Origin of the sequence: Bacillus velezensis, from assembly GCF_001461825.1 — a bacterium.
GTDB lineage: Bacteria > Bacillota > Bacilli > Bacillales > Bacillaceae > Bacillus > Bacillus velezensis.
In genome coordinates this window covers 154943-175878 of record NZ_LLZC01000020.1, presented here as the reverse complement: position 1 = coordinate 175878, position 20936 = coordinate 154943, and the positions used below count along the sequence as shown (strand labels likewise).

Here is a 20936-nt window from a genome sequence, read left to right as displayed (position 1 = left end):
GTCCAAAAGGAAGTCATATTAGCTTGTCCCTGCCCATAAGATGAAGTAGAGTCGAATCCCAAGCAGGAGGCAGCTGATATATGAAACCGATTGTATTTCTACTATCCGGGCTGTGTATACTTATTCTTCTAGTCCCCACCATTCTCGTCCTTCCGTTTCAGGCAGAAAAAGGAGCAGCCGTAAACAGAGAGCCCGGACACAAAACAGCACACACCACACGAGAAACAAAAGGAGCAGAAACATTGAAAGAATCACCTGTATCCATTCCGGTTTATCGGACATCCAATCATTCTGTAGAAAACATTCCGCTTGAAGAGTACGTGGTCGGTGTTGTGGCTTCCGAAATGCCCGCAGATTTTAAACCGGAGGCCTTAAAAGCCCAGGCGCTCGCCGCCCGGACATTCATCGTCAGACTGATGGTCGCTGACTCAGCCGTTCAGGCGCCGAAAGGATCACTGGTGGATGATACGCAAATGTTCCAAGTCTATCAAAGCAAAAGCCAGCTGAAAAAAGAATGGGGTTCTAAGTACGCACACAACCTCAAGAAAATCACAAACGCGGTCGCCGGCACGCAAGGAAAGATTTTAACGTACGACAACAAGCCGATTGAGGCATCTTTCTTCTCTACGAGCAACGGGTATACGGAAAATGCGGAAGCCTATTGGACAAGCGCCATTCCTTATTTAAAGAGCGTGAAAAGTCCGTGGGATAAACAATCGCCGAAATATCTCGCCACCCAGACCTTCAGTGTGCCGGAGTTTCAGCAAAAGCTCGGCGTACAGCTCTCGGGACAAAACACAGTGGGACAGATTACAGCCAGAACGCCGGGCCATCAAGTGGCGACGGCCGTCATAAACGGCAAAAAGCTGAAGGGAAGAGACATCCGGGAAAAACTCGGACTCCGTTCTGCCGACTTTGAATGGAAACGAAACGGCGGCAGCATCACCATTACGACAAAAGGATTCGGCCACGGCGTCGGCATGAGCCAGTACGGGGCCAATTACATGGCGCAGCAGGGGAAATCCGTGGCGGACATCGTCAAGCATTATTATCAGGGAGTGGACATTTCCGAAGCAGATTCATTTTTAAACAAATATATGGCGAAAAAATAGACGCTTTCATGAGCGTCTGTTTTTTTTGAAAACTATTCCATAAACGGTAAAGCAACCAACAGACTCATATAACGAAAGCCTAAAGGCTGACAAATGCCGATTGAAGGCTGAGCGCCGGGTGTAAATCACTGATAAAAATGCCGCTTCTATGTGAATATACGCAAAAATAATGAGGAACGCCGTCCTATTTATTTCCCTTTTCATCTCATTTACGATAAATATTGTTCGGCGTTGAACGTAAATCTATTGAAAAGGGGAAAAAGCAATGAAAAAAACATTTTCACTCATACTCATGCTCGGATTGATGCTGACTGCTGCATCTCCTGCTTTTGCTGCCGAGAATGCAAACGAGAAGACTCTTTCATTTAAAAACAATACCGCCATTTTACTTGATGCGAGCGGCAGTATGGCAAAACGGATTGACGGTGTTTCTAAATACAACATGGCAAAAGAAGAAATTGTCCGTTTTGCGGATCAAATTAAATCTAAATCACAGGTCAGAATGACGGTTTTCGGTTCGGAAGGCAATAATAAAAACTCCGGAAAGGTTCAATCTTGTGAATCCATTCGCGGTGTGTACGGATTCCAAAGGTTTGACAGACAGAGCTTCCTTAACTCTCTTAACGGAATCGGGCCTACGGGCTGGACACCGATTGCAAAAGCATTAGAGGATGCGAAGGCTTCCTTTACCGGTTTGCACAAACTTGGCAGTAAATCCGTTTTCCTGTTGACGGACGGCGAGGAGACATGCGGAGGAGATCCTGTTAAGACAGCGAAAGAACTCCGCAAACAGCATATTAAAGTCAACGTGATCGGCTTTGACTTTAAGGAAGGCTTCAACGGCCAGCTTCACGAGATTGCCAAAGCGGGCGGAGGAAAATATTACGAAGCTCACAGCCAAAAGGATATGAACCGCATCTTTACAATGGCAGCGAGTTCATTAGCGGAATAAGAAAAGGTGCCGTTTATCGGCCCTTTTTTTTATTTTTATTTAACAAAAATTTCAAGAAAAGATGAAGAGAAAACTGTAAAAAGAATCAGATTCCGGACTTATATTACAAAAAGGGCGAAAAAGGCATTAAATCTGTCATCATTTATCCAATCTTTTTAGGATGATGCGCATAATTCTGCTCATTTTTAACGGCGTACCGCCGCTTATACAAAAGGAATCCCGCCCTATATCTTTTTGCATACTCGTCATCTAGCATAGAGAAGAGCCGGGGGCCCATCGGCCAAAAACAAACGGAGAGGAATGAAGGAAATGAAAAAAATGTTCACTGCGGGGATTGTCGGACTTTTGACGCTTTCACTCGGATCACCTGTTTTTGCAGCTGAGAAAAAGCACGAAGAAACAAACGTTGCCGTGCTGTTTGATGCAAGCGGAAGCATGATACAAAAAACAGGGGGAGAGCGTAAAATAGATGTTGCGAAAGAGTCTGTCACTTCTTTTGCGGAAGTTCTTCCTGAAGACACGAATCTGATGCTTCGGGTATTCGGGCATAAGGGCAATAATAAAAACTCAGGCAAAGCCGTATCATGTAACGCGACAGAAACGTTATACGGCCTTCAGCCGTACGCCGTGACTCCATTTGAGCAATCACTCAGCAAGATTAAACCGACCGGCTGGACACCGATTGCGAAAGCGCTTTCTGATACGCGTGAAGAATTTGAGCGGGCCGGCGCCACGGGGAAAAACGTCGTATATCTGATCACAGACGGTGAAGAAACATGCGGCGGGAATCCTCAGGCCGAAATTCAAAAGCTCCGTAAAGCGAATGTCAACACGATCGTCAATATCATCGGCTTCAACTTCGGCATGAAAGGAAGCGAAAGCCTTGAAAAAGCGGCGGAAGCGGGAGGCGGCACATATGTCTCAGCTGACAGCGCGGACGAGTTCAAACAGGCTTGGGAAGACGCTGCAAAGGATTTAGCAAAAGAATAGGTTAAAAAAGGACGCCCGCGCGGCGTCTTTTTTGTTTAGAAAACGGAACCGCGGGAATGATACGGATAAAAGGAGATGAACGCTGTTGTTAAAAGGAGCAGGCATTATATTAGTGCTGGCGGCAGTCGTTTTTGTTCTGATGGGAATTTTTCTGAAGCTTGCCGCCTTCATATTCGTCAGTATATTGGCCATTATCGCCGCAGTTATTTTATTCACCATTCTGAGCAGACATCATCGCAATGAAACATAGAGTCCTAAGAGGGCTCTTTTTTTAAACCGCAAATTCGACAAAATACAGGGATTGTGGAAGAATAAAAGAGAAGGATACTGCGGAGGGGAAAACAGTGGATGAAAAAACAACAGCGGTAAGAGACATATACCGCTATGAAAAAGGGGTATTAACAAAGACGGCAGATCGGATGGTTTCAGAGTATCCGCTGACCGTCATGGTGAACGGGCAGGAATTTGTTACGCTCGTCTGCACGCCTGACCATTTAGAGGAACTCGTCATCGGATTTCTCGCATCAGAAGGCGTCATTCGTTTTGAAAAAGAGATCAAAAGCTTTACTATAGATGAAAGTCTCGGATTTGCATATGTGGAACTGACGAATCCCGGAGTGCTTGAGCAAAAAGACTATACGAAGAGGGTCATCGGTTCATGCTGCGGGAAAGGCCGCCATTTTTACTTTCAGCAGGATGTGAAAACGGCCAAAACCGCCGTCAGCCGTATCACCATAACTCCTGAGACGTGCCTTCGCCTGATGAAGGAGATGCAAAGCGGGAGCGGCACCTTCCGGGAAACGGGCGGTGTCCATAATGCGGCGCTGTGCGATACGGATAAGCTGCTCTTCATGAGGACGGACATCGGGCGCCACAACGCGCTGGATAAGCTGTACGGCTGCTGTTTGAAAAACGGAATGCCGGTCCGTGACAAGCTGATCGTCTTCAGCGGCCGGATTTCCTCAGAGGTTTTATTAAAAGCCGCAAAAATCGGGGTGTCGATTGTCATTTCAAAATCGGCCCCGACGGAGCTCGCGCTGCAAATGGCGGAAGAGCTGAACATAACCGCGATAGGTTTTGTCAGAAACGGATCATTTAACGTATACACACATCCTGAACGGGTTGAACAATAGAAAGGGGTCTTGGGCTTATGAATACAGAAACGCGCCGGGTGACAGACAAAAGGGAAAGGCCGCTCAGGGATCTTCGTATCTCTGTAACCGACCGCTGCAACTTCAGATGCACGTACTGTATGCCAGCCGAATTATTCGGACCGGATTATCCATTTTTACAAAAGACGGAATTGCTCTCCTTCGAGGAGCTTGAGCGGCTTGCGAAGCTGTTTGTCGGCCGCTTCGGCGTTGAAAAAATCAGGCTGACGGGCGGAGAGCCGCTCATGAGAAAAGATATGCCTGAATTGATCAAAAAACTTGCGCGCATCCCCGGACTTAAAGATATCGCGATGACGACAAACGGCTCTCTGCTTCCCGTGTATGCGGAAAAACTGAAGCAGGCGGGGCTGCATCGCGTGACAGTCAGCCTCGATTCTTTAGAGGATGAGCGGTTTAAGGCCATTAACGGCCGCGGGGTTTCGGTGAACAAGGTGCTTGAGGGCATTGAGGCGGCAAAATCGGCCGGACTCGGTGTGAAAATCAACATGGTTGTTCAAAAGGGCGTCAATGAAAAAGATATCCTGCCGATGGCCCGCTATTTTAAAGAAAAGGGTCATATTCTCCGGTTTATTGAATTTATGGATGTCGGCAATACGAATCAATGGAATAAAAAAGACGTGATCACGAAGGCCGAGATTATTGATCTGATCAACCAGCACATGCCGACGGAGCCGATAGAAGCGAATTATAAAGGAGAGGTCGCTTCCAGGTTCCGCTATCTTGACGGTTCCGGCGAAATCGGCGTAATTTCCTCCGTCTCGGATGCATTCTGCGCCTCCTGCAACAGAGCGCGCCTGTCGGCGAGAGGCGAGCTGTTTACGTGCCTGTTTGCGTCAAGCGGTTATGATGTTCGGAAACTCGTGCGCGGCGGTCTGACCGATGACGAATTGACGGAATCCATCGCTTCTGTCTGGAGAAATCGCACGGATCAGTATTCAATTGACCGCGCGCTTTCTAAAACGGATGGGAAAAAGAAAGTGGAAATGTCTTATATAGGCGGATGAAGAAAAGCTTGCCCGGACCAGGGCAGGCTTTTTTATTCACATTATGAGAGCGGTCTGTTCAAAAAATACCGGTGACAGCCGAAATATATGATAGGAATTTTGATGCAGGACAATCAAGTTATGCAATTCCAAAGCCATACAATATGTTAAAATATAACCAATAGAAATTAGAAAAGGTTGTGAAAGGGGCATGACCGCATACGAGATTCCGTCATCTCAAGTTGGAGTTAAGATCAACAAATGGTACAAGCACATTTTAGCCTTTCAAGCGGCTGATGCCATAAAGCTGAAAGAGGAAATTGATGAGGATATACAACGTATGGAGGAAGACCAGCTGCTGCTGTTATATTATCAGCTGATCAGCTACCGCCATCATATTATGCTTGATTACGTCAAGCCGGAATGCACCGAACAATCACAGATTCAGTACAGCGAGCTGCAAAAGACGATCGAAAGCACGGACAGCATATCGGGACTGTCTGAGTATTATTTCCATTTGTTCAGAGGGATGTATGAATTCGATCACAATAACTATGTTGCGGCTATTTCTTTTTACCGGAAAGCGGAAAAACTCCTTTCATTTGTCGAGGATGATATAGAGAGGGCGGAATTCCATTTCAAGATGTCTGAAGTGTTTTATGTCATGAAGCAGACTCATTTTTCCATGAATCACGGGATTCAGGCGCTGGATACGTATATGAAACACGATTTCTACAGAGTGCGGAGAATTCAATGCCATTTCGTCATCTCAGGAAACTACATCGACTGCAAAAACTACGACAAAGCGCTTGAGCATTTAGACGAAGCCCTCCGCCTTTCTTTGCTTGAAGGACAGCCCCGCCTGATCGGGTCTTCGCTTTACAATCTGGGGAATTGTTATTCTGAAAAGCGCGATCTGGATGAAGCGGCCCGGTACTTTAGAAAAGCGGTTCCCGTTTTTGAAGAGCATCAGCTTGAACAGCTTCCGAAGGCACTGTTCAGCTTAACGCACACCCTTTTCAGGCTGCATGATGACCAAGCGGCCCTTACCTATTATGAAAGAGGGGTCATGATCGCGAAAGAACGGGGCGACCGATTCAGTTTAGAGAAGTATAAGTTTTTACAAGCGCTTTATTTGGAGTCACTCAATATGGATTTAATCCATGAAGTGTTTGACTATATGAATGAAAAATCGCTGTATGTGTATATTGAAGATTTCGCCTTGGAGGCCGCCATTTACACAAGCGGACATGGGCAATATAAAGAAGCGGCGTATTTTTATGAAAAAGCGATTCGCATGAGAGAAAACATTCAAAAAGAACAGTGTTTATACGATATATAATTTTCTTAACCATCTGCTCAGCAGATGGTTATTTTTTTATGCACATCATAACGTTTGACCATAGAAAAAAACGGAAAAATCGCAAAAGAGAGAAAAAAGTATGATGGGAAGGAGGGATTTGTTGTTCGGATTCAATGATATGATAAAGTTTTTCGTATCATTTCTCATCATTCTGCCGATGGTGTCTGTCATCCATGTGTCGGGACACAGCTTTATGGCCATGCTGTTCGGGGGCAAGGCATCATTGGATATCGGAATGGGGAAACGTCTTTTAAAAGTAGGGCCGATTCAGGTTCGGCGTATCTACTTCATAGATTCTTTCTGCAAGTTCGGCGAATTGCGGGTAGATAACCGCCTGACGAGCGCGCTCGTCTATTCCGGAGGCTGTCTGTTTAATCTCGCTTCTATCTTTTTAATAAATCTGCTGATCATAAAAGATGTCCTTGAGCCAAACTTATTTTTTTACCAATTTGTCTATTTTTCAACTTATTATGTTTTCTTTGCCCTTCTGCCGGTGCAATACGGGGATAATAAGCTGTCAGACGGATTGGCTGTTTACAAAGTGCTCCGCTACGGGGAACGCTGTGAAATCAATAATTGAGAGTTGAAATGTTTGCGTTCAGGCTGAAAGGGAAGAAAACAAGTACACAGAACAAAAAAGGAGCTGAAGAGATCATGAGTGAAGATAACGGTTTAAAAGACAAAGTAAAAGGCGGCATGAACAAAATGAAAGGGGAAGCAAAGGACAAAGCAGGCGACATGGCAGACAAGTCCGACTTAAAAGCGGAAGGTAAAAAAGACAAAGCGAAAGGCAGCCTGCAAAAGGGTGTCGGTAAAACGAAAGATAAACTCAGTGATGATTAATTTGATAGTGAAACACAGCAAAAGCCCAAAATATTTTGGGCTTTTTGTTATGAGAAATGACAAAAATTCCAGTTCATTTGGTTAATATTCACTAAATTTTTAAATATTCTATAAATTCACCGGTAATTTCTTTATAATATTCACATAGAATGTAACCTTTCTTCACATTTAATTAAACGTTTGTTGAAGAAAAAAATCAGAAATCGGTAATTTCTGCAAAAGGAATCGGGCCGTTCACCGTCGAATAACTTTTATCACTTAACATTTCATGAGGTGAAGGGGGTGACGGCCGCCTGCATCGTTTCGGTATGACCATGCGGATTGTGTTTGACTATCACTAAGGGGGAATACAGATGAAACTGACACCGGTTGAACAAGAAAAATTGCTTATTTTTACGGCGGGAGAGCTCGCTAAGCAGCGGAAGGCGCGCGGCGTTCTGCTGAATTATCCCGAAGCCGCCGCATATTTGACCTGTTATCTGATGGAAGGCGCGAGAGACGGAAAAAGCGTTGCTGAGCTGATGGAATCCGGCCGCAATGTATTGACGGAAAAAGACGTTATGGAAGGCGTTGCGGAAATGCTGGACAGCATTCAGGTGGAAGCGACGTTCCCGGACGGGGTTAAGCTTGTCACCGTTCATCAGCCGATCAAAGCGGGGGTGAAGTCATGAAGCCGGGAGCGATTCAAGTCGCAAAGGGGACCATCACCATTAACGAAGGCCGGAAGACGCTGGAGGTGTCAGTCACCAATAACGGAACGCGGTCAGTGCAGGTAGGATCGCATTTTCATTTTGCCGAAGCCAACGGCGCCCTTTCCTTCAATCGGGACAAAGCAATCGGCATGCGCCTTGATATCCCGTCAGGCACATCTGTCCGTTTTGAACCGGGAGAAGAGAAAACCGTCACGCTCGTGGAAATCGGAGGGCGAAAAACGGTCAGAGGTCTCAACGGCATGGCCGATACGTATATGGATGAGCGGGGAAAAGAGAAGACTCTGTCAAATCTTAAAAAAGCCGGATGGATGGAGGAGGCGATCCGATGAAAATGTCACGTGAGCAATACGCAGAACTGTTCGGACCGACAACGGGAGACAAAGTCAGACTCGGAGATACGGATTTATGGATTGAAGTCGAAAAAGATTTCACGAATTACGGTGAAGAAATGATTTTCGGCGGAGGGAAAACAATCCGGGACGGCATGGGGCAGAACGGGCGTATCACCGGGAAAGACGGAGCGCTTGATCTGGTTATTACAAACGCCGTCATCCTGGATTATACCGGGATCGTCAAGGCGGATATCGGGGTGAAGGACGGCCGGATTGTCGGCGTCGGGAAAAGCGGCAACCCGGATATTATGGATGGGGTGGACCCGCACATGATTATCGGTGCCGGAACAGAAGTCATTTCCGGCGAAGGGAAAATCGTAACGGCCGGCGGGGTGGATACGCATATCCACTTTATCTGCCCGCAGCAGATGGAAGTCGCGCTTTCTTCAGGCGTGACCACGCTTCTCGGCGGCGGAACGGGTCCTGCGACGGGAAGTAAAGCGACGACTTGTACATCCGGTGCATGGTACATGTCGAGAATGCTGGAAGCGGCCGAGGAGTTTCCGATCAACGTCGGTTTCTTAGGAAAAGGGAATGCATCCGATAAAGCGCCGCTGATCGAGCAGGTGGAAGCAGGCGCGATCGGCCTGAAGCTGCATGAAGATTGGGGATCAACGCCAAGCGCCATTAAAGCTTGCATGGAAGCGGCGGATGAGGCGGACATTCAGGTGGCGATCCACACAGATACGATAAATGAAGCGGGCTTTTTAGAAAATACGCTTGATGCGATCGGCGACCGGGTTATCCATACATATCACATAGAGGGAGCCGGCGGAGGCCACGCACCGGATATTATGAAACTCGCATCTTACGCCAATATCCTGCCGTCCTCTACGACGCCGACGATTCCGTATACCGTCAACACGATGGACGAGCATCTTGATATGATGATGGTCTGCCATCATTTAGATTCAAAAGTGCCTGAAGACGTGGCATTCAGTCATTCACGCATCAGAGCGGCCACCATTGCGGCGGAGGATATTCTGCACGATATCGGCGCGATCAGCATGACGTCATCTGACTCACAGGCGATGGGCAGGGTGGGAGAAGTGATTATCCGGACATGGCAGGTGGCCGATAAAATGAAAAAGCAGCGTGGCGCTCTATCAGGAGAAAACGGCAATGACAATGTGCGCGCCAAACGCTATATCGCCAAATACACGATCAACCCGGCCGTCACTCACGGCCTGAGCCATGAAGTCGGTTCCGTTGAAAAAGGAAAGCTCGCCGACCTTGTACTATGGGACCCGGTTTTCTTCGGTGTCAAACCTGAACTTGTGCTCAAAGGCGGCATGATCGCCCGCGCCCAGATGGGAGATCCGAATGCTTCCATTCCGACGCCTGAGCCCGTGTTTATGCGGCAGATGTACGCATCATACGGTAAAGCAAACCGAAATACCTCTATTACATTTATGTCCCAGGCCGGTATCGCAAACGGTGTGCCGGAAAAGCTCGGCCTTGAAAAAATGATTTCTCCCGTACGGAATATCCGTAAGCTGAGTAAGCTCGACATGAAGCTGAATGTCGCGATGCCGAATATACAAGTCGATCCGAAAACCTATCAGGTGTTCGCCGACGGAGAAGAGCTGGCATGCCAGCCTGTCAGCTATGTTCCGCTCGGACAGCGTTATTTCTTATTTTAATCCCTCTCCGGCCGGTTTCCCGCCGGCCTGTTTACACCTCTATTGCCAACTTGATTTCATCCTGCCGCCCGTTTTAGTGTATATTAGTAGTTGACAAACAAATGAAATGTAACTATTACGGTTACAACGGTGGTGAAAAACATGATTAACAGCCGTCTTGCTGTGGCCATTCACATTCTATCGCTGATCTCAACGGATGAACGGGCGTCATCGGACATGATTGCGGGCAGCGTAAACACCAATCCCGTCGTCGTGCGGAGAACGATCAGCCAGCTGAAAAAAGCGGGTATTCTGACATCCCGGGCGGGTGTTCCGGGAGCCAGCCTGAAAAAAGATCCGTCGGAGATCACCCTCTTAGAGGTTTACAGGGCTGTGCAGAATAAGGAAGAGCTTTTTGCGGTTCACGACAATCCGAACCCCGACTGTCCGGTCGGCAAAAATATGCAGCGCGCGCTCGATGAGACGTTCGGAAGCGTACAGCGGGCAATGGAGAATGAACTTGCGAGCAAGTCCCTTTATGATGTAATGAATCATCTCTTTTGTTAAAAAGAGATGGTTCATCCCGCTATTGGTGTAACAAAAATGTTTACAAGAGGTAATGAGGAAATCACGGTATTGGCTCCATATTCAGACAAGCCTGGATGCGGGATTGCGATCTGTTTAATGAAAAAATCCTCCGAAACTAAAGGAGGCGGTTACCGGGATATTTTTATTTTGCTTAAGGCTTATGTGAAGGTGTCAGCTGTGAGCAAGTTAAACAAAAAATGATATCCTGCCTCCAGCAATGCTAAAACCGTTCGCCTCTTAATAATCATTTAAAATTTCTCGAGGAACGATCAGCAGCCCGTTAGCTGCCCCTAATTAAAGATGAGCTGTTACCACACTGTTACATTAGAACTTCCGCTGCTTTTATATCCTTCTGTCGCTAAGACTTGGTAAGCCCAATTACTGCCCAGATTCATTCCATGACTCTTCCATGCGTTAACATGATTGCTGAAAGTGATTGCAGCGTTGCTTCCGGTCGGCCTCTTCGACTGGCGAACACTCCAGTACTGCGTAAAAGTAGTGTTATCGCCATCAATGGAAGGTGCGTTATAACGTGTCGTTGTATATATGTCATATGTACCTCCATCACTCTTTACAGTACCTTTATACGTTCCGGTAGGTCTGTAAGTACCCCATGAATCCACTACATAATATTCGATGAGAGGTGCTCTCGTCCAGCCATATAAAGTCAAATATCCATTGCCATTCGGCGCCCAGACTCCGGCATTATAGTTTATTGTTCTAAATGGCGAGCCTGTAGTCCAGCCTTTACCAACAACGAAATTTCCGGTATTAGACCAATTAACACTGTAATTCCCGCCAGATCCATTGACTGCGTTGACTGTTCCGCCCCCATCAGTCCAATTTTGCCAGTAATCTGTGCCAGCTGCAGAGGCGGTTGCCGAAAACATGCTGATACTTATGAAAGCTGCCGTTAATCCAACTAAGAATTTCTTTTTAAACTTAAACATATGTTACCTCCTATACTATTTTTTCTGACTTTGACATGAGGCAGCACTCGTAAATATTTAACGAACGCCAACGCTTTTGATCGTTCCTTTCAATATAATAGCATGAATACATGAGTGAATATTAAGAACAATTGTAATTTAATTACAAAGACCCAAAAAATGTATTATAAGTGGTCTTGTTCCGCCATGGCTTTTATCCTTATTTTGCAGAATCACAATTCTTGCTTCTAAACCTGATCAGGAACAGTCGAACAATTGAGAGATTTCAGTTGAAACTCTGAGGAAAAGTTTTATTTGAAAAAACTTTTTTGAGCTGAAGCCGGAATGTCCGAAAAAATATCTGCAGACAGAGTTATTGGAAAATCCAAAGCAGAAAAACTTTACCGTTACCGAAGAAGCGGAATAAGAAAAAATCCCGGGCGGATGCGCCGGGATTTTCCTTTTTAATATGTATTGGCATCAATATTATTAAACACGCCGTCCACGATGCCGAGCGTCATGAGGACAATGAAGAGAACGATACCGAGAACGGACAAGCCGACCGTCACAATCAGGTAGATCCCCTGCATTTTCACGAACTTTGCATAATTCTCCAGCATATGTTCCTCTGACAGTTCATTGAACTGCTCCGTCATCTGTCCCGCTTCATTTGCCGAGCGCATCAGAAAAATGCCGGCAATGATCTGCAAAACGCCGGGAATGGCTCCGATTAAAAAGAAAAACGCGCCCGACAGCGCCGCAAACGCACCCACGATAATAAATAAAATACCTGTCGCTTTTCCCCATTTCGAAATAGAAATAAGCGAACGATTCACTGATTCAGGTTTCAAACTATGGCACTCCTTTACAAAAAAATACTCACTTTTCATTTATACACTATTCGGTCATTCTTTTGAATATAAAATGTGTTTTTTCGTGCCGTGTCCGTTTTTGTATCAGAAAATTCCCGAGAAACACCCCGGGAATTACAAAATCGGCGAAAGAAGTCTTGAAATCGATTCTTTAATGCGGATCCGCAGCGAACGCTCCTGATATTCTTCATACGTATATTTTCTGGAGACGAGCAGATCTTCTTTAAATGAGGAAATGAGTTTTTTCGCGATGGTGACGTCATAAATAAAGGCGTTGACTTCAAAATTAAGTCTGAAGCTTCTGACGTCGATATTCGCCGTACCGACGGAAGCCGTCTCATCATCGACGACAATCGTTTTTGCATGAATAAAGCCGTTATCGTAAATGTAGACTGAGGCTCCGGCTTTCAAAAGATCGCCGATGTAAGATAAAGTCGCCCAGTAAACGAAAGCGTGATCCGGCTTGTTCGGAATCATGATTTTGACGTCGATGCCTGACAGACAGGCGATCCTGAGGGCATCTAAAAGACTTGAGTCAGGAATAAAGTAAGGCGTCTGAATCAGGATCGACCGTTTGGCCGTTGAGATCATCTTGATATAGCCGTTTTTAATTTGTTCCCATTCTGAGTCCGGTCCGCTCGTGACAATCTGCATCCCGACATTGCCCTTCGGCTCGCATTCCGGAAAATGATTCGGAACGTATGTGAGCGTATGATGATGGGAGGCTTGGTTCCAATCGAGGATAAACCGTGTCTGAATGGCGTGTACCGCCGTGCCTTGAAGCCTGAGGTGCGTATCGCGCCAGTAGCCGAATTTCGGATTCAGGCCGAGATATTCATCTCCGACGTTAAAGCCGCCGACATAGCCGGTTTCGCCGTCAATGATGACGAGCTTGCGGTGATTCCGATAATTGAGCCGCAAATTAATCGGACGAAGCCTGGAAGGAAAAAAGACTTCCACATGGCCGCCGGCGTCCCGCAGCGGTTTGAAGAATTTTTTTCTGAGTGATCTTGAACCGAGTTCATCATATAACACTCTGACTTTTACGCCTTCCCGTGCTTTTTTCACTAAGGCATCGCGCAATTTTTTTCCCAGTTCATCACCTTTATAAATATAGTATTGAAGGTGAATGTGATCTTTTGCGTTGGAAATGTCCTTCATTAAGCGTTTGAACTTATCGCGCCCGTCCGTCAAAATCTCCACCGAATTATCCTCTGTAAAGACTGCGTGGTTGTTCATGACAAGCATATAGATGAGGTCTTTATTATCCACAGTCGCTCTGTTGTTAAATTGGAATTGCCTCGACTTCAGATCTTTCAGCTGAGACTTCAGCAGCTTTTCAATCCCGATTTTTTTACGGTCCTCCCATTGGAACAGATGCTTGCGTCTCAGGTTATGGCCGAATAACAGGTATAAAATAAACCCTAAAATGGGAATAAAAAAAAGAACCAAAAGCCAAGCCCATGAAGCGCTGGCATCGCGTCTTTCTTTGAAAATCATGATGACGGCCAAAAGTATATTTAAAACGAAAAAAAATCCGAATAAAATAAATGAAATGCTCACTTTGCAACCCCGCTATATCATATTTATCAAGACTGTGCCCATTAGTATTCCGACAAGTGCAGCAATCTGATTCCCATTTCAAATTATAACATTGACATTTTGAAAGAATAAAGAGCCGGAATCAAAGATGAATGCAGTTTTCTTTCAAAGAAAGTTCCGGGTGCGGTAAAATATGCATATATGAAAAAGAAGACAAAAATGACAGCAAAGGGGAGAGGGCATGAAGCTGGAGCATGCGGAACAATTGCCGGGATTCATAAAAAAAGAAATTCAGAAAATACAAATCGCCATTGCGCCGCTGATGAAAAAAAGCATCATTTACCGTTTTCTTGCTTTCCCGCTTGCCGCTTTTAGTCTGTTTCATCTGGCATCGCTTTTGATTCAGGCCCCTTCCGGGAGAGGAGCTCTCGTGTCGGCCGGCATTTTTGCCCTCCTGGCGGCCTTGGGTCTTGCATTGTTTAAGGAAGCCGGCTATCAGCGGAAACAGGTGCAAAAAACGATCCGCCTTTATATGCTGAACAGAATCAGAAAAAGCGATATTCTGTCCGAAGAACGGAAAAGCGCCTATACCCGGCTGATTGCCGAGGAGCCGTCTGCGATGAAGAGCTTTATTGAATTTTTAACGGAAGAAGACCGGAAAAAAGAAATGCTTTATTAAAAAAGAGCTGACGCGCGATCAGCTCTTTTTGTCATTCAAACACCGGGTCGTTCTCATAGTAATATGAATCAGGCGTGTCATACGTATCAGTGCTGTGATAAGCGATAATTCCGATGACAGCGAAGATGACGACTAAAATAAAAGCGAGAATGCCCAATACCACACTGGAAGCCGCGTAAAAAAACTGCATTTTGATAAATGACGCGTAATGTGCAAGCATATTTTCTTCCGCGTTTTCTTCTAGTCCTTCCTGAAGGGCGGCCGCCGCTTTTGCCGAGCGCATCAGCATGACGCCGGAAATGATGAGCAGAACCCCCGGAATGGCTCCGAGCAGCGTCACAATGGCTGACAGAGCGGAAAGAGAGCCCGTGATGATCAGAAACACGGCAGTGATCTTTCCCCATTTGGCGATGTCGGCAAGGGAACGGGCTTTTTTATTGAGCGGCTGGTTTTCGTCTTTGTCTTTATCGATGGTGATCATGACAGTTCTCTCCCTAAAATGTTCAAGTCATATCGTTTTCCGTCCATTTCGGCGATACCCGGGAATACGCCCCATTCGGTAAAACCGAATTTTTCAAACAGCTTAATGCTCGGCACATTATGTCCGAAGATAAAAGCCATCAGGCTGCGGATGCCGATTGCCGGAGCGAGTGCCAGGGCTTCTTTCAGCAGAAAGCTTCCTGCTCCTTTGCCGCGGCAATCCTGATGCAGATAGATGCTGATCTCCGCCGTTTTGTCATAGGCCGGACGGCCGTAAAACGTTTCAAAGCTGATCCAGGCCGCCACTTTGCCGGTCTCATCTTCCGCGACCATCAGCGGACGCCGGTCCGTGTGCCGCAAAAACCAATCCATCCGGTCTGCGGGCGTCACTTCTTCCGTATCAGCCGTTACCATCCGTGAGGCAATCGTCGAGTTGTATATGGCCACCACCGCATCTAAATCCTCCAATACGGCTTTGCGCAGGGTCAAATTCATATTCCGGGATCTCCCTTCACATTTCATTACATAATCAAGTGCAATCTGCACATACTATTTCCAAAAAAGTTTTTTATGGATGTGTATATATTTTCAGAAAAGTGTTCAGAATGTTGCTGAGGTGATGAACAAATGAGAGAGGAAGAAAAGAAAACTTCTCAAGTCAAAAAACTTCAGCGGTTTTTTCGCAAACGCTGGATATTCCCTGCAATCTACTTAGTCAGTGCGGCCGTCATTTTAACAGCTGTCCTTTGGTATCAATCCGTTTCGAATGATGTGAAGGACAATCTGACGAACAACGGCGGAAACTCCGCGTATGACAGCGGCAAAGATGATGCCGTCGAAGTAGGCAAGTCAATGGAAAACGTCGCAATGCCGGCTGCTCATTCTGAAAATGTTTCTGTTGTGAAAAAGTTTTATGAAACTGATGCCGCAAAAAAAGAGAAAGAAGCAGCACTTGTTAACTATAATAACACGTACAGCCTCAGTAAAGGAATTGACTTAGCTGAGAAAGACGGAAAATCATTTGATGTTTCTGCTTCTCTGAGCGGTACGGTTGTTAAAGCTGCTAAAGACCCGGTACTGGGATATGTGGTTGAAATTGAACACTCAGACGGCCTGTCTACTGTCTATCAGTCTTTATCTGAAGTCAGCGTCGATCAGGGCGACAAAGTAAAGCAGAACCAGGTCATCGGTAAATCCGGAAAAAACCTTTACAGTGAAGAAAGCGGAAATCACGTGCACTTTGAAATCCGCAAGGACGGCGTAGCGATGAACCCGCTCAATTTTATGGACAAGCCGGTAACATCTATTGAAAAAGCGGCGGCTGAAGAGAAAAACGCTTTGACAGAAGAAACGGAAGGGTCAATTCAGCAGTCTTCCGAGAAAAAAGATGTGACGCCTAAAAAAGAAACCGAAGAAAAACCGGGTGACAAAGAGGACGGCACAAAAGACAAGACAGATGGTAAAGATGACGGCTCAATGAAAGATTCGGGCAAGTAATCTTGATCCCAAAGCGCCTATCAGCTCTGATAGGCGCTTTTCATATTGCCGCATGTGCCTTTATACTAGTAGAAAACGAAGGAGATGCTGAATGAATAAATGTCTGGCGGCCGGGTGGCTCGTCTTTGTTTTCGTTTCTGCTTTGACTGAAAGCTTTCACGATATGGTTGTGTCGCAGACGGTGTCCTTCCGTTTCACGCCCCATCCGGATGTGTCCGGTTTCTTTGTGTTCGATATGGCGGAGCTCGCAATACCGGAAGCGGCGATTCAAAAGCTCGGGCACGCGTTTTCATTTTTTGTGCTCGCCTATTTGTTTTTCAGAGAGAGCAGGCGCATGAAGAGGGCGGTGCTGTATGCATTGGCCGCCGCTTTCCTGACAGAAATCGTCCAGCTCTTTTTCGGCAGAAACGGATGCCTCCGCGATGTGCTGATTGACAGTCTCGGCATTGCCGCATTCTGTGCTTTACAAAGGAAAAAGCATACAGCCAAACATACAAAAACCGGCAGTCTGTGACAGACGCCGGCTTTTTTTTATATATTATGGTTTGTCGATTTGCTTTTATGAACGATACTTTCATAGATTCGCACGATCAGATCGACAATCGGACGAAGCACATTTGAAAATCTGAACAGCAGGAATCCGACAATGAGGGAAACGATAATGCTTCCGAGCACATCGATCGGATAATGGTGGCCGACCCAAATTCTTGAGAAGCCGGTCAAAAGGCCGAAAATCACAAGCGGCCAGCCGAGTTTTTTGTTGCGGAACAGAATCGCAATTGAAATCGCCAAAGCGCCTGTCGTATGGTCACTCGGAAATGAAGCATCCGCGGCATGAGGGATCAGCGTATGAACCGTATGCTCGACAAAGGGGCGCGGCTCGACATAGACTTTCGTGATGAGGTAGTTGACGATAAGCGCCGCAACACCCGTGAAGCCCGCGTACAGGGCGTTTTGTCTGCCTTTTGTGCTTCCGAACAGCCACATGGCAAGCAGGAAAAGGGCGTAGGCGTAAATGGCGTATTCCGTAATAAATACCATGATAGAGTCGAGAATGGCACTATGGTGCGACAAACCATTGATCGCTTTAAATAGTTCGTAATTCACAAATATCACCTTTTATCTTTATTTTATATGAACAGTGTAATGCTTTTTTCTATGAGACACAATTGGTATTAAAAATAATCATAAAAAAGTAAACAGAATGAAACGTGACTGTATTACTGTGCGTCAAGTATGCGGGAAAAGAATAGCCGAAGGAGTTTTGTCCGTTGCTGAAACGTTTGAAAAACGCCGATCTGCCGCTTGTGTTTGTCATTATGCTGCTTTGCGGATTCGGCTTGTTAATGGTGTACAGCGCCAGTGATGTGATGGGGTCTCAGCGGTACGGAGATCCATCCTATTTCTTCCATAAACAAAGTACCTCTTTACTGATCGGATTATGCTTATTTCTATTTGCCGCCTGTCTGCCGTATAAGCGGTATGCGCGGCTTGTACCGCTGTTTGTGGTCGGTTCGCTGGTATTGCTGCTGCTCGTATTGATACCGGGAATCGGGCTGGAGCGGAATTTTTCCCGCAGGTGGCTGGGAGCGGGCCCGGTTGTCGTACAGCCGTCTGAATTGGCGAAGATCGCGATGATTTTGTATTTCGCTTCGATTTATACGAAAAAGCAGCCGTACATTCATCAATTTGTGAAAGGGGTTCTGCCGCCTTTAGTGATTTTGGGGACCGCTTTTCTGCTGACATTGGCGGAGCCTGATTTAGGGACGGCTTCCTTAATCCTGGCGGCGTGCGGGTCGATTTTATTATGTGCCGGCTTGAAAAAGCGCCATCTGTTCGTGCTCGGCGCGACGGCGGTGTCCGGGGTTGTTTATCTCGCATTTTCCGCTTCCTATCGTGTGAAGCGCCTCGTTTCCTTTACCAATCCGTTTGGTGACGCGAACGGGGACGGCTATCAGCTGATTCAATCCTATTTTGCTATTTCCGGAGGCGGGTTTTTCGGAAGAGGGCTTGGAAACAGTGTTGAAAAAATGAACTATCTGCCTGAGGCGCATACTGATTTCATTATGGCCGTGATCAGCGAAGAGCTGGGGATATTCGGTGTTCTGATCGTTTTGGGATTATATTTTGCGTTAATGCTTCTCGGCGTAAAAACGGCCGTGCGGGCTGATGACCCGTTCGGGAAGCTTCTTGCCATCGGAATTACGTTTCAATTAATGTTTCAGGTTGTATTGAATTTGGGAGCGATGAGCGGACTCCTCCCGGTTACGGGTGTGCCGCTTCCGTTTATCAGCTACGGCGGTTCTTCATTGATTATGACGCTGTTTTTGTGCGGCATACTGGTCAATATCAGTACATATGCGAAAAAACAACCCGTACGGCATAAGCGGCCTGTCCCGCATGAAAAAAAGGTTTCTTCTTTTTAATGAAGCCAGAAAAAACGCCCGGGACATTTCCGGGCGTTCTGTCTGTTTATAAAGCTTCTGGTCCTTCTTCTCCGGTGCGGATATTAATCGTGTTTCCGATTTCATAGACGAATATTTTGCCGTCGCCGGGCTCTCCCGTTTTCAGCACTTTTTTCGCCGTTTCCACCACTTGATCAACGGGGACCTTGCTGACAACGATTTCCACTTTCAGCCGTTCATATACATTGCTTTCAATTTTGACTCCGCGGTACAGTTCGGTGTGGGCTTTTTGAAGGCCGCAGCCGTGTACGTTGGAGAAGGTCAGCGATGTGACTCCGATTTTACCGAGTTCCTGTTTCAATGTTTCAAACTTAGCCGGACGCGTAACGATTTCTACCTTGAACATTTGACCGCTCATCTAAGCCACTCCTCACTTTATAAGTCCTGATATGCTTTTTCCCCGTGCATCGTTAAATCAAGCCCGAGTGACTCTTCTTCTTCACTGGCGCGCAGGGGAATGAACAGACCTACAATTTTAATGATAACGAAAGTGACAATAAATACAAATACATAGGTTGCCGCAATGGCCGCAATCTGCTTCCAGAGCAGTCCCGGATCGCCGTAAAACAGCCCGTTTGCCCCGCCGTCATTGACGGAAGTGGTGGCGAATAAACCGGTCGCAATGCCGCCCCATGTCCCGCCGATTCCATGCAGCCCGAAAGCGTCAAGCGCATCATCATAACCGAAAGTCTTTTTGAGCCAATAAACGCCCCAAAAGCAGACAAGCCCGCCGATGAAACCGATTACGATGGAAGAGAACGGCGTAACGAACCCGGCAGCCGGCGTAATGGCGACAAGCCCGGCGATAGCGCCTGATACAGCACCCAGCATGGTCGGTTTTTTGTTCAGCATCCATTCGATTAAAATCCAGCCGATAATTCCGGCTGCAGCCGCGGTGTTTGTGTTAATGAAAGCAAACATCGCGATACTGTCAAGCGTCAGGGCGCTGCCGACATTGAAGCCGAACCATCCGAACCAGATGAGCGCTCCGCCCAAGAACGTGTAAATTAAGTTGTGAGGGGAAGCCGCCGTGCCGTCTTTGCGTTTCCCGAGCACAATCGCCAGCACAAGCCCGGCGACTCCGGAAGAAATGTGGACGACGTTTCCGCCTGCGAAGTCAAGAGCGCCCATTTGGCCGATCCAGCCGCCGCCCCATACCCAGTGCGCAACGGGGGTATATACGAGGGAAGCCCACAAAAAGGAAAATACAAGAAAAGCACTGAATCTCATGCGTTCAGCAAATGCTCCTGAAATAATGGCCGTCGTCAGTACGGCAAACGTCATTTGGAACATCATGAACAAGGAATGCGGGATCGTATCACTGTAACTTCCGGGTTCAAAGCCGACCCCCTTCAGCCCGGCCCATTCAATCCCGCCAAGCCATGTATTGCCGGGGGCAAAAGCAAGTGAATATCCGTACAAAACCCAAACGACGGATACGATGGCGAGAGAAGAAAAACTATGCATCGCCGTGCTGAGCACGTTTTTGCTTTTTACCATTCCGCCGTAAAACAAAGCCAGCCCGGGGGTCATCAGCCACACGAGTAAAGCGCAAAAGAACATAAATACTGTATCGCCCATCTGCATGTTGTATTCCTCCGTCTCATTCAGAATGTAATTGTGATTAATTCATTATTATAGAGAAAAAAGAACGATAAAACATTTTCATGTAAGGTTATCTAACATGGTTTTTTGCGTTCATAATGTTGCTTTTTCAAATGGGTGTCGTGCGACTTTATATC

General features: G+C 46.5%; 25 protein-coding genes. 17 read left to right on the top strand and 8 right to left on the bottom strand.

Features of this window, described 5'->3' with window-relative positions:
• Positions 1-80 precede the first annotated feature (80 nt).
• The 13 genes from spoIID (at position 81) to AR442_RS15865 (ending at position 10709) form a co-directional block, all read left to right on the top strand.
• The gene (spoIID, locus tag AR442_RS15920; protein ID WP_014419096.1) at positions 81-1112 is read left to right on the top strand and encodes a stage II sporulation protein D; all 1032 of its coding nucleotides are present in this window, start codon (positions 81-83) and stop codon (positions 1110-1112) included.
• A gap of 265 nt (positions 1113-1377) precedes the next feature.
• Positions 1378-2064, top strand: a complete 687-nt coding sequence (locus tag AR442_RS15915; RefSeq protein WP_007407590.1) for a VWA domain-containing protein — start codon at positions 1378-1380, stop codon at positions 2062-2064.
• Between the two features lie 309 nt (positions 2065-2373).
• Positions 2374-3054 carry a VWA domain-containing protein gene (locus AR442_RS15910; protein WP_012118657.1) on the top strand — a complete coding sequence of 227 codons (681 nt, stop codon included), beginning with the start codon at positions 2374-2376 and terminating at the stop codon, positions 3052-3054.
• Between the two features lie 85 nt (positions 3055-3139).
• The gene (locus AR442_RS20675; protein ID WP_007407587.1) at positions 3140-3304 is read left to right on the top strand and encodes a hypothetical protein; all 165 of its coding nucleotides are present in this window, start codon (positions 3140-3142) and stop codon (positions 3302-3304) included.
• Between the two features lie 94 nt (positions 3305-3398).
• Complete coding sequence (gene fdhD / locus AR442_RS15905) at positions 3399-4187, top strand: formate dehydrogenase accessory sulfurtransferase FdhD (protein ID WP_014419095.1); 789 nt, start codon at positions 3399-3401, stop codon at positions 4185-4187.
• Positions 4188-4204: 17 nt separating this feature from the next.
• Positions 4205-5230 carry a GTP 3',8-cyclase MoaA gene (moaA, locus tag AR442_RS15900; protein ID WP_014419094.1) on the top strand — a complete coding sequence of 342 codons (1026 nt, stop codon included), beginning with the start codon at positions 4205-4207 and terminating at the stop codon, positions 5228-5230.
• 190 nt (positions 5231-5420) lie between these two features.
• Positions 5421-6551 carry a response regulator aspartate phosphatase gene (locus AR442_RS15895; RefSeq protein WP_017418744.1) on the top strand — a complete coding sequence of 377 codons (1131 nt, stop codon included), beginning with the start codon at positions 5421-5423 and terminating at the stop codon, positions 6549-6551.
• A 121-nt stretch (positions 6552-6672) separates the two neighbouring features.
• Entirely contained in the window at positions 6673-7152 is a 480-nt protein-coding gene (locus tag AR442_RS15890) for a hypothetical protein (protein ID WP_053285346.1), read from the top strand.
• A 74-nt stretch (positions 7153-7226) separates the two neighbouring features.
• Entirely contained in the window at positions 7227-7415 is a 189-nt protein-coding gene (locus AR442_RS15885; protein ID WP_026092293.1) for a CsbD family protein, read from the top strand.
• A 353-nt stretch (positions 7416-7768) separates the two neighbouring features.
• Positions 7769-8086: an urease subunit gamma gene (ureA, locus tag AR442_RS15880; RefSeq protein ID WP_014419091.1), complete on the top strand. Its 318-nt coding sequence runs from the start codon at positions 7769-7771 to the stop codon at positions 8084-8086.
• Positions 8083-8457 (top strand): urease subunit beta, encoded by a 375-nt coding sequence (ureB, locus tag AR442_RS15875; RefSeq protein WP_003151199.1) that lies wholly within the window; start codon positions 8083-8085, stop codon positions 8455-8457. The genes ureA and ureB overlap by 4 nt, the downstream gene beginning before the upstream one ends.
• Positions 8454-10163 carry an urease subunit alpha gene (gene ureC, locus AR442_RS15870; RefSeq protein ID WP_014419090.1) on the top strand — a complete coding sequence of 570 codons (1710 nt, stop codon included), beginning with the start codon at positions 8454-8456 and terminating at the stop codon, positions 10161-10163. Before ureB ends, ureC begins: the two co-directional genes overlap by 4 nt.
• 141 nt (positions 10164-10304) lie before the next feature.
• Positions 10305-10709 (top strand): Rrf2 family transcriptional regulator, encoded by a 405-nt coding sequence (locus tag AR442_RS15865; protein WP_014419089.1) that lies wholly within the window; start codon positions 10305-10307, stop codon positions 10707-10709.
• A gap of 329 nt (positions 10710-11038) precedes the next feature.
• On the opposite strand, the gene xynA is transcribed toward AR442_RS15865, so the two are convergent.
• The 3 genes from xynA to cls all read right to left on the bottom strand — a co-directional run bounded on the left by xynA (position 11039) and on the right by cls (position 14094).
• Positions 11039-11680, bottom strand: a complete 642-nt coding sequence (gene xynA, locus AR442_RS15855) for an endo-1,4-beta-xylanase XynA (protein WP_014419087.1) — start codon at positions 11678-11680, stop codon at positions 11039-11041.
• A gap of 443 nt (positions 11681-12123) precedes the next feature.
• Entirely contained in the window at positions 12124-12510 is a 387-nt protein-coding gene (locus AR442_RS15850; protein ID WP_014419086.1) for a DUF5362 family protein, read from the bottom strand.
• Positions 12511-12645: 135 nt separating this feature from the next.
• Complete coding sequence (gene cls / locus AR442_RS15845; RefSeq protein WP_007407575.1) at positions 12646-14094, bottom strand: cardiolipin synthase; 1449 nt, start codon at positions 14092-14094, stop codon at positions 12646-12648.
• Positions 14095-14314: 220 nt separating this feature from the next.
• On the opposite strand from cls, the gene AR442_RS15840 reads away from it, so the two are divergent.
• A complete protein-coding gene (locus AR442_RS15840; RefSeq protein WP_014419085.1) occupies positions 14315-14752 on the top strand; it encodes a DUF5392 family protein in 438 nt (145 codons plus the stop codon).
• 31 nt (positions 14753-14783) lie between these two features.
• On the opposite strand, the gene AR442_RS15835 is transcribed toward AR442_RS15840, so the two are convergent.
• Complete coding sequence (locus tag AR442_RS15835) at positions 14784-15233, bottom strand: DUF5362 family protein (protein ID WP_007407573.1); 450 nt, start codon at positions 15231-15233, stop codon at positions 14784-14786.
• Positions 15230-15721 (bottom strand): GNAT family N-acetyltransferase, encoded by a 492-nt coding sequence (locus AR442_RS15830; RefSeq protein ID WP_087920810.1) that lies wholly within the window; start codon positions 15719-15721, stop codon positions 15230-15232. The genes AR442_RS15835 and AR442_RS15830 overlap by 4 nt, the downstream gene beginning before the upstream one ends.
• 138 nt (positions 15722-15859) lie before the next feature.
• Here AR442_RS15830 and spoIIQ point away from each other — a divergent pair, with 138 nt between their 5' ends.
• Together spoIIQ and AR442_RS15820 are read left to right on the top strand one after the other, a co-directional pair.
• The gene (gene spoIIQ, locus AR442_RS15825) at positions 15860-16729 is read left to right on the top strand and encodes a stage II sporulation protein SpoIIQ (RefSeq protein ID WP_014419084.1); all 870 of its coding nucleotides are present in this window, start codon (positions 15860-15862) and stop codon (positions 16727-16729) included.
• A gap of 91 nt (positions 16730-16820) precedes the next feature.
• Complete coding sequence (locus AR442_RS15820) at positions 16821-17243, top strand: VanZ family protein (RefSeq protein WP_014419083.1); 423 nt, start codon at positions 16821-16823, stop codon at positions 17241-17243.
• Between the two features lie 17 nt (positions 17244-17260).
• On the opposite strand, the gene AR442_RS15815 is transcribed toward AR442_RS15820, so the two are convergent.
• Positions 17261-17836: an undecaprenyl-diphosphatase gene (locus tag AR442_RS15815; protein WP_007407569.1), complete on the bottom strand. Its 576-nt coding sequence runs from the start codon at positions 17834-17836 to the stop codon at positions 17261-17263.
• Between the two features lie 164 nt (positions 17837-18000).
• Here AR442_RS15815 and ftsW point away from each other — a divergent pair, with 164 nt between their 5' ends.
• Positions 18001-19155 carry a putative lipid II flippase FtsW gene (ftsW, locus tag AR442_RS15810; RefSeq protein ID WP_014419081.1) on the top strand — a complete coding sequence of 385 codons (1155 nt, stop codon included), beginning with the start codon at positions 18001-18003 and terminating at the stop codon, positions 19153-19155.
• Between the two features lie 46 nt (positions 19156-19201).
• Here the strand turns inward: ftsW and AR442_RS15805 are convergent, their stop codons facing one another.
• Positions 19202-19552 carry a P-II family nitrogen regulator gene (locus AR442_RS15805; protein ID WP_014419080.1) on the bottom strand — a complete coding sequence of 117 codons (351 nt, stop codon included), beginning with the start codon at positions 19550-19552 and terminating at the stop codon, positions 19202-19204.
• A gap of 17 nt (positions 19553-19569) precedes the next feature.
• Complete coding sequence (locus tag AR442_RS15800; RefSeq protein WP_003151223.1) at positions 19570-20781, bottom strand: ammonium transporter; 1212 nt, start codon at positions 20779-20781, stop codon at positions 19570-19572.
• Between the last annotated feature and the right edge of the window lie 155 nt (positions 20782-20936).